Here is a 17,852-nt window from a genome sequence, read left to right as displayed (position 1 = left end):
TTCCCTCGCGCTCATTCCGCCGCAGCTTTGAAATTGTTGCGTGCCAAAGCCGAGCATTCGGCCATGACGGCGGATGCGCGCGCTATCGGGTTCGTCAAATAGAAGTCTTTGACCGGAGACGCAAACACGGATTTGCCCATCTCACCGGCTTTTTGGCCGAGTGCGGCAATTTCGTCGCCGTTACCGGTCGCGATCGCGTCGACATCAGCGAAATGCGGGTGGGCCGCATAGAGCTTCTGGCGCAATTCGCCAAGCGAATCAAAGGGCAGCTTCTTGCCGAGAACGTCGGAGAGTGCGCGGATGATCGCCCAGTCCTCGCGTGCATCGCCTGGTGCGAAGCCGGCGCGGTTGCCGACCTGAACGCGACCCTCGGTGTTGACCCAGGTGCCGGACTTTTCGGTGTAGGTTGCGCCCGGCAGGATGACGTCGGCGGCATGCGCGCCGTTGTCGCCGTGCGAGCCGATATAGACCGTGAATCCGGACTTGCGCGCCGAAAGATCGATCTCGTCGGCACCGAGCAGGAAGAGAACGTCGGAAGCGGTAACCATTTCGGCGGCCGACTTGCCGTTCGCACCCGGCACGAAACCGAGGTCGAGACCGCCGACGCGGGAAGCGGCCGTGTGAAGGACGGCAAAACCGTTCCAATCGGCGGTGACTGCACCGACAGCGCCCGCGAGCTGGGCGGCAGCAGCGAGAACGGCAGCACCGCCCTCCCCTGCGATCGCGCCCTGGCCGATGATGATCATCGGGCGCTGAGCCTTCTTCAGCGTTGCGGCGAACTTGCCCTTGCCGGAGACGAGTTCGGCCAGCGTCTCGGTACCGGCGCCGAGATATTCGTATTCGTAGCGCAGCTCACCGGGCTCGCCGATCACGGCGATCGGGAAATTGCCCATGCGGTAGCGCTTGCGGATACGGGCGTTGAGGACGGAAGCCTCGAAGCGCGGGTTGGAGCCGATGATCAACAGAGCATCGGCGCTTTCGATGCCGGCGATCGTCGGGTTGAAGATGTAGCTGGCGCGGCCAAGCGACGGGTCGAGCGCTGCGCCATCCTGGCGGCAGTCGACGCTCTCGGAGCCGAGCGCTGCGATCAGGCTCTTCAGTGCAAACATTTCCTCGACCGAAGCGAGGTCGCCGGCAATGGCGCCGATCTTGTCGCCGGAGGTCTTGGCAACGGCAGCCTTGACCGCCTGGAAGGCTTCGCCCCAGGTCGCCGGCTGCAGGCGGCCGTCCTTCTTGACGTAGGGACGATCGAGGCGCTGGGTCTTCAGGCCGTCCCAGATGAAGCGGCTCTTGTCGGAGATCCACTCTTCGTTGATGTCTTCGTTGACGCGCGGCATGATGCGCATGACTTCGCGGCCGCGGGTATCGACGCGGATCGCAGAACCCAGCGCATCCATCACGTCGATGGATTCGGTCTTGTTCAGCTCCCACGGGCGGGCGGTGAAGGCGAAGGGCTTCGAGGTCAGCGCGCCGACCGGGCAGAGGTCGACGACGTTGCCCTGCAGTTCAGAGGTCATCGCCTGCTCGAGATAGGTGGTGATCTCGGCGTCTTCGCCGCGGCCGATCAGGCCAAGCTCGGCAATGCCGGCAACTTCGGTCGTGAAGCGGACGCAGCGCGTGCAGTGGATGCAGCGGTTCATCACGGTCTTGACGAGCGGGCCGATGTACTTGTCTTCGACGGCGCGCTTGTTTTCCTGATAGCGCGAACTGTCGATGCCGAAGGCCATCGCCTGGTCCTGAAGGTCGCATTCGCCGCCCTGGTCGCAGATCGGGCAGTCGAGCGGATGGTTGATCAGCAGGAATTCCATCACGCCTTCGCGGGCCTTCTTGACCATCGGCGTGGTCGTGAAGACTTCCGGCGCTTCGCCGTTCGGGCCCGGACGAAGGTCACGCACGCCCATGGCGCAGGAGGCGGCCGGCTTCGGCGGCCCTCCCTTCACCTCGACCAGACACATGCGGCAGTTGCCGGCGACCGAAAGCCGCTCGTGGAAACAGAAGCGCGGAACCTCGGCTCCGGCCTCTTCGCACGCCTGAAGCAGCGTGAAATGATCCGGTACCTCGATCTCTTTTCCGTCGACTTTCAGCTTTGCCATCTTCGTACTCAATCCTGTCTTCCGTCCATCGGCCTTCCGGCGACGGACAATTCCAACACAGCCTTGCTGCTTGCGGGCGATGACCGTCTCAGGTCCCCGCCCCTATTGTCTCACGCGCCTTTCAGCGCCTTGGCCTGTCCAACCCAGTCATCCCGCTTGATCCGGCCGCCGAAACCGAGTTCGTCATCGAAGCGGGCAACGTCCGCCTCGCTCCAGCCGGCAATGTCGGCAAAACCGCTGATACCCTTCGCGTTCAGCACCTGCTCGAGCTTCGGGCCGATACCGGAAATCCGCTTGAGGTCGTCAGCGGCCTTCGCCTTGGCCCGCGCCGCGCGAGCCTTAACCGGCTTCTCGACGGCGGCCTTATCAACCACCGGCTTCGCCGCAACGCGCTTGGCGCCCGCGGACGGCCTGGCGACCGGTTCCGGCTTTGCTTCGGCTTGTACCGTCTTTGCGACAACCGGGGCCGTCGCGCCAGACACTGCGGGTTCCGTCCGCTTCTGAGCCGCCTCGACCGCCCCCTGCATCGCGCCGAACATGGCGCCTGCAATGTGGCTCGTGAGGCCGAAGCCGATCGCGGTCGCTGCCGCGACCGCGGCAGCCGGGTGAACGATAAGCGGATGCAACGGCACCTGCGGCAGGCCCTTCATCCATTCGGCCACGCCGAAGGGATCGGCCGGATCGCCGCCAAGCGGACGTGCGAACGGAATGCCTGTTTCGGCCTGCCCCTTCATCTGTCCCTCTCCGCGTGCGCCGGCCATCGTCCGTTACTCCGCCGCTTCCAGAACCGCGCCGTGCGACGAGGCATTGCGCGTGTACTCGTCGATGCGTTTTTCCATTTCCGGACGGAAATGCTTGATCAGGCCCTGGATCGGCCAGGCGGCTGCGTCGCCGAGCGCGCAGATCGTGTGGCCTTCCACCTGCTTGGTGACGTCGAACAGCATGTCGATCTCGCGCTTCTGGGCGCGGCCCTGAACCATGCGTTCCATCACGCGCATCATCCAGCCGGTGCCTTCGCGGCACGGCGTGCACTGGCCGCAGCTCTCGTGCTTGTAGAAAGCCGAGAGGCGCCAGATCGCCTTGATAATGTCGGTCGACTTGTCCATGACGATGACGGCGGCGGTGCCGAGACCCGAGCCGAGTTCGCGCAGACCGTCATAGTCCATGATCGCGTCCTTCATCTGCGCGCCGGGCACGCAGGGGACGGACGAACCACCGGGGATGACGGCGAGCAGGTTGTCCCAGCCGCCGCGAATGCCGCCACAGTGCTTTTCGATCAGCTCATGGAACGGAATCGACATCGCGTCTTCGACCGTGCACGGGCGGTTGACGTGACCGGAAACCGAATAGAGCTTGGTGCCGTGGTTGTTCGGACGGCCGAAGCCCGTGTACCAGCCGGCGCCGCGACGCAGTATGGTCGGGGTGACCGCGATCGACTCGACGTTGTTGACGGTCGTCGGGCAGCCGTAGAGGCCCATGTTGGCCGGGAACGGCGGCTTCAGGCGCGGCTGGCCCTTCTTGCCTTCGAGGCTTTCGAGCAGTGCGGTTTCTTCGCCACAGATGTAGGCGCCGGCACCATGGTGCACGTAAATGTCGATGTCGTAGCCTAGCTTGTTGTTCTTGCCGAGCAGGCCGTAGGCGTAGCACTCGTCGATCGCCGCCTGCAGCGCCTCGCGCTCGCGGATGAACTCGCCGCGAACGTAGATATAGGCGACATGCGCACCCATGGCGAAGCTGGCGACGACGCAGCCTTCGATCAGGGTGTGCGGATCGTGACGCATGATGTCACGGTCCTTGCAGGTGCCGGGCTCGGACTCGTCGGCGTTGACAACGAGATAATGCGGACGGCCATCGCTTTCCTTCGGCATGAAGGACCACTTGAGGCCCGTCGGGAAGCCGGCGCCGCCACGGCCGCGAAGGCCGGAGGCCTTCACCTCGTTGACGATCCAGTCACGGCCCTTTTCGAGCAACTGCTTGGTGCCGTCCCAGTGGCCGCGCGCCATGGCGCCCTTCAGGGATTTGTCCTTGAGGCCGTAGATGTTGGTAAAGATGCGGTCTTCATCTCTGAGCATAATTCACCTCTTTACCGCGGCTTCTTGCCGAAGACCTTGATGTATTCGGCTTCGCCACCCTTGGCGAGCGCCTTGGCCTGCTTGACCCAGTCGTCGCGTTCGATGCGGCCCTTGAAATTCAGGTATCCGTCGACCCATTCGCGCTCCGCCTTCTTCCACGAAGCAACTTGCGCGTAGGTGTAGATGCCCAGTTCGTTCAGCGTGCCCTCGATCTTCGGACCGACGCCGGAGATCAGCTTGAGGTCGTCGACGGCTGCCGGCTTTTCGATGCCTGCTGGGCGGTTCTTGTCCTCGAGCGAAGGCTTGCCGGCAACGGCGGCAGCCTTGGCCGGCTTCGATTTGTCGACGGTGTCACCTTCGACCTTGGCGTTGGCAGCGGCTTCCGCCTTTGCCGTCGCCGGGGTCTTCAGCGATGCGTCGGTCACGGCCGAAGCGGTCTTGGCGCGGGCGGCATTCGACGGCGGCACGGAAACGGCCGGCCCGTCATTGACCTTCTTGGCGCTGGCCGCAGCCTTGGTCGGAGCCGGATCGGCCGTCATCAGCGTCGTCAGGCCGCCTTCCGGCGCTGAATAGATGCGGTCGATCTGCGGACCGGGGGTAACTTCGGCGCCCTTGCCTGCTTCGAAACGGTCGATGATCTGCTCGAGCTTCTCGGGCGTCAGGTCTTCGAAGGTATCCTTGAAGATCATGACCATCGGCGCGTTGACGCAGGCGCCCTGACATTCGACCTCTTCCCAGGAGAGCGTGCCGCTTTCGTTGAGCGTGAAGGGGTCATGCGCGATCTTGCTCTTGCAGACCTTGATCAGGTCTTCGGCGCCACGCAGCATGCAGGGCGTCGTGCCGCAAACCTGGACGTGGGCGCGCGTGCCGACCGGCTTAAGCTGGAACTGGGTGTAGAAGGTCGCAACTTCGAGCACGCGGATATAGGCCATGCCGAGCATGTCGGCGATCGACTCGATCGCCGCCTTCGTGACCCAGCCGTCCTGATCCTGAGCGCGCATCAACAGCGGGATGACGGCGGACTGCTCACGACCCTTGGGGTATTTCTTGATCGTTTCCTTCGCCCAGGCGGCGTTCTCCTTGCTGAAGGCAAAGCTCGCTGGCTGGACGGTGTCTTCGGCTAGTCGACGAACGGACATTCTAGTGGACACCTTATCAGTTAATCGAACCGCACCGCGATTTCGTCACCGAGACGAATTCGCAGGCATAGGCTGACTGGTCTTTCTGCAAAAATACGATGTAGCGCGTGCCATTGGCGACCGCGGCCTTGATCTCGTAGCCCTTGGCCACGAGGTCGGCCATCGAGCCCCCGCGCATGCCACCCGACGTCGCGCCGCTGTCGACCGACTCCTGCGCAGGAGCGGCCGATGCGAAAGCGAGAAGAGCAAGCGTGGCCAGGGGCACGAGACGCATCAGCGGTCTACCTCACCGAACACGATATCGAGGGAGCCCAGCACGGCCGAAACGTCGGCAAGCTGGTGACCGCGACAGATGAAATCCATCGCCTGGAGATGTGCGTAACCCGGCGCACGAATCTTGCAGCGATAGGGCTTGTTGGTGCCGTCGGAGACGAGATAGACGCCAAACTCGCCCTTCGGCGCTTCGACGGCGGCGTAAACTTCGCCGGCCGGCACGTGATAGCCTTCGGTGTAGAGCTTGAAGTGGTGGATCAGCGCTTCCATCGAACGCTTCATCTCGCCGCGCTTCGGCGGAACGATCTTGCCGTCGAGCGACGAAACCGGACCGACCTTGGCATCGCCGAGCAGGCGATCGACGCACTGGCGCATGATGCGCGCCGACTGGCGCATCTCGATCATGCGGATCAGGTAGCGGTCGAAGCAGTCGCCGTTCTTGCCGATCGGGATATCGAATTCGAGATCCGAGTAGCATTCGTAGGGCTGCGAGCGGCGCAGGTCCCAGGCAGCGCCCGAGCCGCGCACCATGACGCCCGAGAAGCCCCAGGCCCAGGCGTCATCGAGCTTGACGACGCCGATGTCGACGTTGCGCTGCTTGAAGATGCGGTTACCGGTCAAGAGTTCGTCGATGTCGTCGACGGTCTTCAGGAACGGATCGATCCACTTGCCGATGTCTTCGACCAGCTCGTGCGGCAGGTCCTGGTGGACGCCTCCCGGACGGAAATAGGCCGAGTGCATGCGCGCGCCACAGGCACGCTCATAGAACACCATCAGCTTTTCGCGCTCTTCGAAACCCCAGAGCGGCGGCGTCAGCGCACCGACGTCCATGGCCTGCGTGGTGACGTTCAGGAGGTGCGAAAGGATGCGGCCGATTTCCGAATAGAGAACGCGGATGAGCTGGCCGCGGATCGGGACTTCCGTGCCCGTCAGCTTCTCGACCGCAAGCGCGAAAGCGTGCTCCTGGTTCATCGGCGCCACGTAGTCGAGGCGGTCGAAATAGGGCACGGCCTGCAGATAGGTCTTGGTCTCGATCAGCTTCTCGGTGCCGCGGTGCAGAAGGCCGATATGCGGGTCGACGCGTTCGACGATTTCGCCATCAAGCTCGAGCACCAGACGAAGAACGCCGTGCGCCGCCGGATGCTGCGGACCAAAGTTGATGTTGAAGTTGCGGACGTTATGTTCGGTCATACCGATTGCTCCAGGCCGGACGGCAGCCGTTCAACGGCTACCGCGGGCCACTTAGTCTCACCGTGCTTTCGCCTTCTCGTCGCCGGGCAGCACGTAGTCCGTGCCTTCCCAGGGAGAGAGGAAGTCGAAGTTGCGGAATTCCTGCTTCAGCTCGACGGGTTCGTAGACGACACGCTTGGCTTCGTCGTCATAGCGCACCTCGACAAAACCGGTGACCGGAAAGTCCTTGCGCAGCGGATACCCTTCGAAACCGTAGTCCGTCAGGATGCGGCGCAGGTCCGGATGGCCGGTGAACAGGATGCCGTACATGTCGTAGGCTTCGCGCTCAAACCAGTCGGCGCCGGGATAGACCGGCGTCGCCGACGGCACCGGCTCGTTCTCGCCGGTCGAGACCTTGACGCGCACGCGCAGGTTCTGGCGCGGCGACAGCAGGTGATAGACGACATCGAAGCGATCCGGCCGCTGCGGCCAGTCGACGCCGCAGACATCGACGAGGTTGACGAAGGCGCACTGGACATCGTCGCGCAGGAAAGTGAGCAGCGCGATGACGTTGGCAGCCGTCGTCGTCAGCGTCAGTTCGCCATAGTTCAGCGATGCGTCGGAGATCAGCGCGCCGCGCGTTTCGCGCAGGTAGGACGCAAGCTCGTTCAGGGCTTCACTCATATCAAAGACCCTCTGCCCTTAGCGCTCGATCGTGCCGGTCCGGCGGATCTTCTTCTGCAGCAGAAGCACGCCATAAAGCAGCGCTTCTGCCGTGGGAGGACAGCCTGGCACGTAGATATCGACCGGAACGACGCGGTCGCAGCCGCGAACAACCGAATAGGAATAGTGATAATAACCGCCGCCATTGGCGCAGGAGCCCATCGAGATGACGTAACGCGGCTCCGGCATCTGGTCATAGACCTTGCGAAGCGCAGGCGCCATCTTGTTGGTCAGCGTGCCGGCGACGATCATGACGTCGGACTGGCGCGGTGAGGCGCGCGGCGCAAAACCGAAACGCTCGGCATCGTAGCGCGGCATCGACATCTGCATCATCTCGACCGCGCAGCAGGCGAGACCGAACGTCATCCACATCAGCGAGCCGGTACGGGCCCAATTGATGAGCTCGTCCGTCGAAGTAACGAGAAAACCCTTGTCGGCGAGCTCGTTGTTGATCTCGCCGAAGAATGCGTCATTGCTGCCAATCGGCTTGCCGGTGGAGGGATCGATGATCCCCTTCGGCTTGGGCGCAACGAGCGTGGTGCCGGATGATGCTAGTTCCATTCCAGCGCTCCCTTCTTCCATTCATAGACAAAGCCGATCGTCAGCACAGCGAGGAAGACCATCATCGACCAGAAGCCGAACCAGCCCAGATCATGGAACGAAACCGCCCAGGGGAAGAGGAAGGCGACTTCAAGATCGAAGATGATGAAGAGGATCGACACGAGATAGAAGCGGATGTCGAACTTCATGCGGGCGTCATCGAACGCATTGAAGCCGCACTCATAGGCCGACAGCTTTTCCGAATCAGGAGCCTTGAAGGCGACGGCGAAGGGAGCAATCAGAAGCGCCAGGCCGATCACCAATGCGATTCCAATGAAAATCGCGATCGGAACGTAGGAACCGAGAAGTTCAGTCATTGTTATCCGTCCCTGCCTGCGGGAGGGCGCATGGGAGAGCACCAAAACAACAGATCTCGCAGGCCGAAAAATATGTTGCAACGCCAGAGTGGTTAGCGCAGGCCGCGCCTGCGCGCAAGCCTTCAAGGGTCATTTAAACCGGTTCACGGCACAGGATCGAATGGGTGGGCGCGACAAAGCTCGGAATCACGGGCCATCGCCGACTTTACCGTAAACAGCGGCAATGCGAGACAGATTGCCGCAGCGCACAAATTCAGCCGCACAGCACAGAAACGGGAAAATTCAAGAGGAAGTGGCGCGAGTGACGGGGCTCGAACCCGCGACCTCCGGCGTGACAGGCCGGCACTCTAACCGACTGAGCTACACCCGCGCATGATGACCGCGAACGATCATTATTACCACCATTGGCCATCCATGAGAATGCCTAGGCAGGACCAGATCAAGAGTGGCGCGAGTGACGGGGCTCGAACCCGCGACCTCCGGCGTGACAGGCCGGCACTCTAACCGACTGAGCTACACCCGCATCATCTTGACTTGGTTGGAGCGTTTCCGCCCCGGCACCGAGCGGGCTTGCCCGTTCGATGAGCGGCTAACTAAGCGGTTCGCATTGGGGTGTCAAGCGTGTTTGAAGACAAATCCATGACGGAACGAAAAATGATCCACAGGCCAGGGGTGACGGCAAAGTTCAGAAGGCTGGATCGGATGCACGACGCAGGCACAGGCCCACTCCGGTCACCTCTTCTATCGCGTCCGACAGTGCCGAACGGCGAATCTTTGCCTCTCTCCCTCCCCCGCCGCGCGGGACGGCCAAGATCCCACTCACTTGTCCACAAAGCGCGAACCCCGGCAATTCAGGGCGTTGTACGACCCGCAACAAAAAAAATCATAAAAACGATACAAATGCTCTTGCGGTTTTATTCGGTTACGCCTAGATCACGGCCACCGACGCGGCGGACTGATCCGGTCCGGATGCGGAAGGGCGATTAGCTCAGTTGGTAGAGCGCCTCGTTTACACCGAGGATGTCGGGAGTTCGAGTCTCTCATCGCCCACCATTATTCTCCCCGAAGATCGACATCCATACATTTGCGGCATCGCTGTGTATTCGAGCGCCGCTCGCGCCTGCCTTTCATAATCTTTTTCAAGATGGGCGCTGCGCTTTAAGCGGGCAAGAATCACGGCCTCGACAATCACGATCGAAGACCGCCAATTTTTCGCCGGATGCGCCGACCGGCGCGGCGCACCTACGCGCCGCGATACTGCTCGTCGGTTACATGTTCCAGCCAATCCACAGCCTTGCCGTCGAGCGCTTCCTGAATCGCCAGATGCACCATTGCGGTCTCGGGCGCGGCACCATGCCAGTGCTTTTCGCCCGGCGGGAACCAGACGACATCACCCACGCGAATCTCGCGCACGGGGCCGCCCCAACTTTGGGCCAGGCCGCGACCGGCGGTCACGACCAATGTCTGGCCGAGCGGATGGGTGTGCCAGGCGGTGCGGGCGCCCGGCTCGAAGGTAACGCTGACGGCGCGGACCCGCGCCGGATCTGCGGCCTCGATGACCGGGTCCTGCCGCACGGTGCCGGTGAAATACTCCGCCGGAGCGCGCATCGAAGGTCTCGATCCACCGGGTATGATCTCCATCTCTCGTTCCTCCGGTTTTCGCTTGCGGCGCTTCCGTTAGCGAAAGTGCGTCACGGCGAACAGGCACCGCCTTTCCGCGACCCTATCATAACCTGTGGATTGTCACAGTCGGGCAGGCAGTACGGGCGATCTCGCACAGATGTTCGTGGTGCGTCAGATAGATCACCTGGCCCACGCGTGCCATTGCCGCCATCTGCTCGAAGGCGCGGCCGGCGCGCCCGTCGTCGAAGGTCTCCATGATGTCGTCGGCGATGAAGGGCAGCGATTCGCGTGCTGCCGCGATTTCGTGATAGCCGGCGATTCTGAGCGCCAGGTAGAGTTGGAATCGGGTGCCTTTGGAGAGATCCTTGGCAAGTTTCGATCCGGCTCCGGCGGCGTTGGCGATCAGGAACTCCTGCCCCCTGTCGGATTGCGCCGACAGGCCGGAATATTCGCCGCCGCTGATGCGGCTGAAGGTTTCCGAGGCCCGGCGCATCATTGCGCTGCGGTGCCGCTCGCGGAAAAGCCGAAGCGCCGTTTCCGCCGCGATGACGCCTGCCCGGAGCCGCAGATAGGCGAGCGCCTTGCTCTCGATGTCAAGCAGCAGCGTTCGCCGCTTCTGATCGAGCTCGGCCACCGTATCCCCGCCTTCGACATCGGCGAGCGCCTTCTCCTTGCCGCGCATATCCGTATGCAACTCGCTGACGTCGCGGTCGCTGTCTTCGAGCGCCGCGTCGAGCCGCGCCAATTCCAACCGGACCGCGGCGTCATCGAACTCCGCGAACAACGCCTCGGCCTCCTCGCTGTTAGCGACGCCAAGTCGAGATACAAGGTCCGCTTCCAATTCGGCGATACGCTGGCGCAGGCGCTCCTGCTCACGCGCGATTTCGAACTGCTGCGCAGCTTCCTCGAGTGTATCGCACGCGAAGAACTCAGTAACGAGGCGCCGGCGCGCGCCATGAAGCTCGCGTGCGCCACAGATTTCTCGCCGCTCTTCCTCCAATCGGGCCAGTTCCGACAGAACGGTCGCCCGACGATCGGCAATCCGCTGCGCCTCAGCGGCACGCGCTTTGAGCATCGCAAACGTTGCGAGCGTATCGTCTGTCGCGGATGCGCCGGCAAGGTCGGCGATATCGCGCTCGAAAGCCGCCTGATCCTTGCGCATGCCGGCGATGCGATATTCGAGGTCGGCCTTGCGCTGTGCGAGCTTGTCCAGGTCCTGCAGGATAGCGAGCATCGCGCCAATCTGCTCCGGCACGAGTTGTTCGCTGCGTTCGGCAAGCCAGCTCTTGGCGAGAAGCGCATTCCACTGCTCCTGCCAGGCGGCCCCCTCTGCCTCGGCAAGATCAAGGGTCGAACGCCGGGCTTCAAGAACCGTTGCGCCGCGCTTCACCGCCTCGCGGGCCGCGTTGCGGGCGGCGGCTGCGGCTTGCGCTTGCGATACGACCCGCTCGGCGATCAGCAGAAGATCGTCGAGCCGCTCCGGCAGCCCTTCTTCCATGCCGATGCCGGCGAGCTCGTCGCTGAGCCCGCGAATCGCTTCGGCTTCCTCGGCATGCGCCCGCTCAAATTCCAGGCGCGCCATACGCAATTGCGCGCGAATCTCGAGCGCCGAAATCCGAACGGCAAGCCAGGCCTCCAGTTGCGGCAAACTCGTGACGCTGGGTAAGCCGCACGACGTCGCGACGCCTCCGAGAACCTGCGCTTGGGCCACCCCTTCCTCGCTGCATCGCTGCTGCTGTTCACTGAGCGCCGCGAGCCGGGCGCGTCGCTCGGCGAGCGAAAGGGACAGGCCGCGCGTCTCGGCGAGCCGCGCCGTTTCGGCGAGGCGCAGCGCGGTGACCTCGTCATCCCTACCCATCGCCTCTTCGAAAACGACGGCCGTTTCGTGGAGGAGCCGGTCCTTGTGCCGTTCCCAGGCCTCGTCACGATGACGACGCAGCGCCGCGGCCGAAACATCGTCCAGAGTGCCGCCGACGACAGAGAGCGCGTCCAGCCGCGCCTCCTCGCCGGCAAGCAGTTCCTGCTCGCCGGCGATGCGATCGGACAGGCGCGCTTGCCGTTCCTCCAATGTGGCGGCCGCCTTGCGCCAGGTCTCAAGCGCTCCGGGTGCGGGAACACCAAGCGCCAGGAGATCATCGGCGCTTCCGGCAAAAGGTTGCAGCAGCAACAGTTTGTCGGCAAGTTCCGCCTCCAGCCGATCCAGCGACTGCGCGGCGGCCTGTTTCCGCATCAGACAGTCGCTGCGACGCAGCAGCGTCAGCCGCCCGGCAAGACCCGAGGCATCCGCTGGTCCCCCTTCTCCATCGATCCGCGCCAGTTCACATTCAGCGACCCGATTTTCCTCGGCGGCCGCCCGCACTTCGTGCCGGGCGGACGTGCACCGTTCGGCAAGGGCAGAGTGCCGGCGCGCGAGATCCTGAAGCCGCGCGCCAACCCCTGCCGGCAGCAGCAGCTCGGCGGGTTCGCGGTCCGCCGGTTCGCCGAGCCGCAGCAAGCAGCCGGCGATCTCCGTCGACGTTCTCGCCAGTTCGTCCAGCCGCGACGGCATGTCGCGCGCGGCAGTGACATAGCGCGCATCGAGTGCTGTCTCCTGCAGCGCCGTCAGCCGTTCGGCGAGGCACAGCCCTTCCTTATCGAGTGGTAATTGTTCGAGCGCATCACGACGATGCTTCATCTCGCTTTCGTTTTGCCGGAGCCTGACCTCGATCTCCGCTTCCTGGCGGCGAAGCGCCGGCAGTTCGGTTGCCCATTCGGCCGGCGGAACCGGCAACACCGGCGCGCTCGCCAGCTCCATGCGAAGTGCACGCAACCGGCCAAGGTGCGGCATTGCGTCGATCTCAGTCTTCAATCGAGCCCGCGCGACCCGAAGCTCGGCGCGGCGTGTGATCGCCTCCTCGTGACGGTCGCGTGCTTGCGCCAGCGTCTTGCGCAGCGCCGCATATTCGCGTGCATTGATATCGAGAGTGTTTCGTTCGGTCCTCAAAGCATCAAGCTGCGCCTTCAGCTCGGCAAGCTGATGCTTACGCGCCTGTGGCCGATAGAAGGCGTCCGCCTGGCCACGCAAGGCCGCAAGGATCGCCGTGCTGTCCGGCAGCCCCGAGCTTGCGGAGAACAACAGCGATCCAAGCTCGCCCTCGCTCTTCAGGATCGCCTCGCCGCCCTTCTCGATGCTCTCGTCATCGAGCGAAAACATCGTCTGATAGGTGTCGCGGTCGATTGCGCCCAGCGCTCCGGAGAAGAGATTGTCGGGCAGCGGCTGATCATCTGCAGCAACCAGCGAGTTCGTCTTGCGTTTGATCCGGAACACGCGGTGAGTCCGATCGGCCGCCGTGAGTGTGCCGCCGACGCGCATCGTCGGATAGGGATGCAGGAACCCATAGGGGCTCGAGTGCTCTATCCCGAAGAGCAGATCGAGGAAGCCAGAAAAAAGAGTCGATTTGCCCGCTTCGTTCGGACCGTAGACGATGTGCAGATCGGGCACGTCGGCCGCACTCTCACCAAAGTCGAGGCGGCGATCGGTGAATTTGCCATAGCGGACGAGATCAAGCGCACGAAGCCGCATCAGTGGCTGCCCTCGCCGGCACTGCCGCCATGAAGATGGGCAAGCACCTCCATACCTCCCGATGCGCTGGCATCGAAAGCGAGCCGTTCGATCGCATCTTCGTCAGGCGCCATAACTTGGCGCAGCTCCGGAGGCAGTTGTTGCAGCAAATCTTCCACGGCCGCCCGGACCTCCTGGCGAAAGGCGTGGGCGGGCAGAACGTCGGCCTCGACGAGAGCCACAAGTTCGTCGACCGGATCCACCATTGCACCCGTTTTTTCCGCGAGCGGACTGCCGCAGGCGAGTTCCACCTTCTCGATCCAGCAACCGACGATGCCTGCCGCGATGTTGTCGATCTCGGCGCGCAACAGGTCCGAGTCACGGCGAAGGCGCCAGGCCAGCGCCGTCGCCCCTGTCAGCGTTACGCGCAGGATCACGTTTTCTGCCGCCGTATCCACAGTGACACGCGTAAGCGCCTGCCTGACCGCATCGAGCACATCGCTCCACTCGGCGAGGCCGGTGATATCGACCGGCAGGCGCTCGAAACTGGCGATGCCGATCGGCATCTCGGCAATCTCGGTCCGTCCGTCGTCATCGATCGCCACCAGCGTCACGCTTTTCACACCGGCCTCGTTGATGTCGCGGCCCTGCGGTATGCCGGGCATGACGACGAAACGGCCTGTTGCATGGATCTGGCGTTGGTGGATATGGCCGAGCGCCCAGTAGTCAAAACCATGCGCCACGAGGTCGGCGGTACTGCAGGGCGCATAGGGATCATGGCCAGCGGCGCCGGCAAGGCTGGTATGCAGCATGCCGATATTGACCGCGCCCGGCATCGGCGGCTGAAAGGCCGGCAGCAGGCTTTCCGGCGCGTGCGGACTGGCGAAACTTACCCCGTGCACGTAGACGTCGCGCCCGTTTGCCAGGGTCTTGGCGAGAACGGCCTTTGCCTTGCCTTTGAACACATGTGCCGAGGGCGGCAAAGTAAGCTCGTTGGTGACCTGCGACTGGGCGTCGTGGTTGCCGCGGATGATGAACGTCCGGATCCCCGCCTCATCCAGCCGGCGCAACTCCCGTCCGAGAAACAACGCCGTGTTCATCGACGTCTGGCTGCCGTCATAGAGATCGCCCGCGATCAGCAGCGCATCGACCTTTTCGGCGATGCAGAGATCGACGATCTTGACGAAGGCGCGCCGGGACGCTCCGCGCACGATCTCCGCGAGGTCGGCGTTTCTGAGGGCGAGGCTGCGGAAGGGCGAATCGAGATGAAGATCTGCGGTATGGACGAAGCGGAAGGGCATGGCCGACCATGGCCCGGCAGGCCGGTGCCCGTCAATCAGCGGCCTCCCTTCATCCACGTGGGAGATTGGCCGGTGATAGACGAGCACATTTCAGGCCGGCCAAGTAAAGCCAAGACTAAACAGAAGATCCCCTAGAGGATTGACGAAACCGAACGATCAACCGCACCGTCTGAGTACCTGCAAATATCAGATTATACTCACTTTAATCGATTAGGGTTTTTGTAATATCTTGTTCGCTAGGTTTCCACCGGCTGCGCTCAGGGCGCATCCGGGCACCGGAATGATTCCTGCTTCGGCATCCGCTCCGTCATGACGATTAAGAGCCGGAACGACTTCATCAAGTACAGCTTTATGGACGGCCGTCCTTCCGGGGGGAACCTATGTCACGGCTCAAGATTTCACACACGCTCATTGCCCTTTTCCTCGTGGTCGCCGTCATCGTCGCGGCGCTTGCGGTTTCCTCGCTCGGCGGCATCAAGATGATGAACGAGCGCAACAACGAGATCGCCACCACCTGGCTGCCGCGTGTCTCGCTTTCCCGCGCGCTCGAAACCCAGCTTTCCGACACGCGCATGGCGTTTGCGCGCCACCTGATCTCGCTGACGCCCTTCGAGAAGAAGGCCGCGGAAAAAGTCATCGGCCAGACCGTCGAAGGCTTCAACAAGCTCGCCGACGACTATGCGGCGCTGATGGTGACGGACGCCGACAAGGCAGCGCTGGAGAAAGTACGCACTGCCTTCCAGGCCTACCTCTCCATCGCCGATGGCATGGTCAAGCTCTCCAACAACCTCGAGAACATGAAGGCGCAGAGCGTCTTCAAGGTCGAGATGCGTGAGACGGAGCAGAAGGTCGACGAGGCGATCAAGGAAATGCGCGCCCTCAACGTCGCCGGAGCCGATGCCGCCGTTGCCGCAAGCTCGGCAACGCATGACCAGATCCGCATGATCGAGATGGCCGTGATCGCCGTTGCCGCCATCATCGTGATCGGCGCCATTTTCTATGCCGTGCGCGGTATCGCCCGCCCGATCCAGATCATCACCCGTTCGATGGCGCGCCTTGCGGAGGGCGACACGGACAGCAGCATCCCCTACGGCGCCCGCAAGGACGAAATCGGCGAGATGGCCCGTGCCGTCGAGGTCTTCCGCCAGGCGGCAATCACCAACGAGCGGCTCGAAGCGGATGCTGAGGCGCAGCGCGCACGCGCCGAGGCCGATCGCCGGCGTCTGACCGAAGAAGCGGAAGCCGCGGCCCAGCACCGTCTCCAGGAAGCGACCGCCGGCCTGGCCGGCGGTCTGCGCCGCCTGGCCTCCGGCGATCTCGCCTTCCAGCTCAACGAACCCTTCGCACCGGACTTCGAGCAGCTTCGCCACGACCTGAATCAGGCCGTCGCCCAGCTTGCCGACACGCTTGCCGCCGTTTCGGTAAGCTCCGGCAGCATCGACAGTGGTGCGCGCGAAGTCAGCCAGAGCGCAGACGACCTGTCGCGCCGGACCGAACAGCAGGCCGCTTCGCTGGAAGAGACCGCGGCCGCCCTCGACCAGATCACCGTCAATGTCGGCAATTCATCGAAGCGCACTAACGAGGCCCGCGCGGTCGCCAGCCAGGCAAACAAAAGCGCCCGCAAGTCCGGCGCAATCGTCTCGGGCGCCGTCGATGCCATGGGCCGAATCGAGCATTCGTCGAGCCAGATCTCGAACATCATCGGCGTCATCGACGAGATTGCCTTCCAGACGAACCTCCTGGCGCTGAATGCCGGCGTCGAAGCGGCCCGCGCCGGTGATGCCGGCAAGGGTTTTGCCGTCGTCGCCCAGGAAGTGCGCGAACTTGCCCAGCGCTCGGCCAATGCGGCCAAGGAGATCAAGGACCTGATCCGCAACTCCGCCGTCGAAGTCGAGAGTGGTGTCCGGCTCGTGCGCGAGACCGGCGAGGCACTCCGCACCATCGAAGGCTTCATCGTCACGATCAATCAGCATATGGATGCGATCGCCGTCTCGGCGCAGGAGCAGTCCGCCGGACTGTCGGAGGTCAACATGGCCGTGAACCAGATGGATCAGGTGACGCAGCAGAATGCCGCCATGGTCGAGGAAGCCAATGCGGCAAGCGCCACGCTTGCCCAGGAAGCTGGCCGCCTGCGCGAACTGATCGCCCGCTTCACGCTGGAAGAAGCTCAAGGCTATGGCAACGCGCCGTCCGCCGGCTCGACGCGCCGGGCGGCATAACAATCGCGCAGGCCAGAGCCTCGTTTTCGCGGGCGGGCGCCGGACACATCGCAACCGACCGTGAAGTGGACGAGCGATCGTAGCCGGTGTGCGGAATACGAAAATCTTGACGAACCAACAGAAACGGCCGCCGGAAACGGCGGCCGTTTCTTTGCCTGTCCGGCGCTTACCGTGAAGTCTCGGAGGTTTGTATCGACAAATGCGGTAATTGTAACTATCACTAATGTTACTGCCATTTCACATGGCACCTCATGAAATTCCAATGACGATCATGAAGAAGACATTCGAAGTTTCCGACAGACTGTTCGAGCTCTACCATCGGGTCCACCGGCTGGTGAACGAATCGATGACCGAAGAAGGCGTATCGCTGGCACGGAGCAAGTTCCTCTTCTTCCTCAGCAAGCTCGGCCCCTGTCGCTCGACCGATATCGCCTGCGCGCTGAACTTCGCGCCGCGCACGGTCACCGAAGCCATCGACGGTCTCGAACGTGACCGCCTGGTCATGCGCAAGCCGGACCCAGAAGACCGGCGCGCCAAGATCGTCTCGATCACCGAAACCGGCCGCATCGTTCTCGAGGCCGCCGAACATCCACGCAAGCAGCTGCTCGAGGAAATCTTCTCGGCGCTCGACGACGAGGAACTAGACGCCCTCTACGACATCGTCGGCAAGCTCGTGGACAGGACGGACGAGATCCGCAAGCGCAAGGACGAAGCCGAAGAGGCGGCACAGATCGCTGTCGCCCGCTAACGGCTATCAAGCCATGCAGTGCCGAAATTGAAA

Annotated in this window: 14 protein-coding genes and 3 tRNA genes; 3 read left to right on the top strand and 14 right to left on the bottom strand. The window is 63.1% G+C overall.

Annotated features, from left to right (window positions below; translation table 11 throughout):
* Nucleotides 1–11: 11 nt before the first annotated feature.
* From nuoG to QM996_RS05035, 11 genes are all read right to left on the bottom strand, one after another.
* On the bottom strand, nt 12–2,093 hold the full coding sequence (gene nuoG, locus QM996_RS05085) for an NADH-quinone oxidoreductase subunit G family protein (protein ID WP_500270254.1): 2,082 nt from the start codon (nt 2,091–2,093) through the stop codon (nt 12–14).
* 110 nt (nt 2,094–2,203) lie between these two features.
* Nucleotides 2,204–2,854: a helix-hairpin-helix domain-containing protein gene (locus QM996_RS05080; RefSeq protein WP_500269552.1), complete on the bottom strand. Its 651-nt coding sequence runs from the start codon at nt 2,852–2,854 to the stop codon at nt 2,204–2,206.
* A gap of 6 nt (nt 2,855–2,860) precedes the next feature.
* Nucleotides 2,861–4,165: an NADH-quinone oxidoreductase subunit NuoF gene (gene nuoF, locus QM996_RS05075; RefSeq protein WP_500269551.1), complete on the bottom strand. Its 1,305-nt coding sequence runs from the start codon at nt 4,163–4,165 to the stop codon at nt 2,861–2,863.
* A gap of 11 nt (nt 4,166–4,176) precedes the next feature.
* Nucleotides 4,177–5,304, bottom strand: coding sequence for an NADH-quinone oxidoreductase subunit E (locus tag QM996_RS05070; RefSeq protein ID WP_500269550.1), 1,128 nt, complete (start codon nt 5,302–5,304; stop codon nt 4,177–4,179).
* Nucleotides 5,305–5,320: 16 nt separating this feature from the next.
* The gene (locus QM996_RS05065; protein WP_500269549.1) at nt 5,321–5,578 is read right to left on the bottom strand and encodes a hypothetical protein; all 258 of its coding nucleotides are present in this window, start codon (nt 5,576–5,578) and stop codon (nt 5,321–5,323) included.
* On the bottom strand, nt 5,578–6,768 hold the full coding sequence (locus QM996_RS05060; RefSeq protein WP_500269548.1) for an NADH-quinone oxidoreductase subunit D: 1,191 nt from the start codon (nt 6,766–6,768) through the stop codon (nt 5,578–5,580). The genes QM996_RS05065 and QM996_RS05060 overlap by 1 nt, the downstream gene beginning before the upstream one ends.
* 57 nt (nt 6,769–6,825) lie before the next feature.
* Complete coding sequence (locus tag QM996_RS05055; protein ID WP_500269547.1) at nt 6,826–7,431, bottom strand: complex I 30 kDa subunit family protein; 606 nt, start codon at nt 7,429–7,431, stop codon at nt 6,826–6,828.
* A gap of 18 nt (nt 7,432–7,449) precedes the next feature.
* Nucleotides 7,450–8,031, bottom strand: coding sequence for a NuoB/complex I 20 kDa subunit family protein (locus QM996_RS05050; RefSeq protein WP_500269546.1), 582 nt, complete (start codon nt 8,029–8,031; stop codon nt 7,450–7,452).
* Nucleotides 8,022–8,387, bottom strand: a complete 366-nt coding sequence (locus QM996_RS05045) for an NADH-quinone oxidoreductase subunit A (RefSeq protein WP_429808724.1) — start codon at nt 8,385–8,387, stop codon at nt 8,022–8,024. Before QM996_RS05045 ends, QM996_RS05050 begins: the two co-directional genes overlap by 10 nt.
* 293 nt (nt 8,388–8,680) lie before the next feature.
* Nucleotides 8,681–8,757 (bottom strand) — tRNA-Asp (locus tag QM996_RS05040).
* 76 nt (nt 8,758–8,833) lie between these two features.
* Nucleotides 8,834–8,910 (bottom strand) — tRNA-Asp (locus QM996_RS05035).
* A 454-nt stretch (nt 8,911–9,364) separates the two neighbouring features.
* On the opposite strand from QM996_RS05035, the gene QM996_RS05030 reads away from it, so the two are divergent.
* Nucleotides 9,365–9,440, top strand: a tRNA-Val gene (locus tag QM996_RS05030).
* Between the two features lie 189 nt (nt 9,441–9,629).
* On the opposite strand, the gene QM996_RS05025 is transcribed toward QM996_RS05030, so the two are convergent.
* From QM996_RS05025 to QM996_RS05015, 3 genes are all read right to left on the bottom strand, one after another.
* The gene (locus QM996_RS05025) at nt 9,630–10,028 is read right to left on the bottom strand and encodes a cupin domain-containing protein (protein ID WP_500269545.1); all 399 of its coding nucleotides are present in this window, start codon (nt 10,026–10,028) and stop codon (nt 9,630–9,632) included.
* An 85-nt stretch (nt 10,029–10,113) separates the two neighbouring features.
* Nucleotides 10,114–13,572: an ATP-binding protein gene (locus QM996_RS05020; protein ID WP_500269544.1), complete on the bottom strand. Its 3,459-nt coding sequence runs from the start codon at nt 13,570–13,572 to the stop codon at nt 10,114–10,116.
* Nucleotides 13,572–14,852, bottom strand: a complete 1,281-nt coding sequence (locus tag QM996_RS05015; RefSeq protein ID WP_500269543.1) for a metallophosphoesterase family protein — start codon at nt 14,850–14,852, stop codon at nt 13,572–13,574. Before QM996_RS05015 ends, QM996_RS05020 begins: the two co-directional genes overlap by 1 nt.
* Before the next feature lie 380 nt (nt 14,853–15,232).
* Here QM996_RS05015 and QM996_RS05010 point away from each other — a divergent pair, with 380 nt between their 5' ends.
* Complete coding sequence (locus QM996_RS05010) at nt 15,233–17,071, top strand: methyl-accepting chemotaxis protein (protein ID WP_500269542.1); 1,839 nt, start codon at nt 15,233–15,235, stop codon at nt 17,069–17,071.
* A gap of 271 nt (nt 17,072–17,342) precedes the next feature.
* Nucleotides 17,343–17,819, top strand: coding sequence for a MarR family winged helix-turn-helix transcriptional regulator (locus tag QM996_RS05005; RefSeq protein ID WP_173518111.1), 477 nt, complete (start codon nt 17,343–17,345; stop codon nt 17,817–17,819).
* Nucleotides 17,820–17,852: the final 33 nt, after the last annotated feature.

This window comes from Sinorhizobium chiapasense (assembly GCF_045277575.1).
GTDB lineage: Bacteria > Pseudomonadota > Alphaproteobacteria > Rhizobiales > Rhizobiaceae > Ensifer > Ensifer chiapasense_A.
This window is presented reverse-complemented; position numbering and strand designations above follow the sequence as displayed.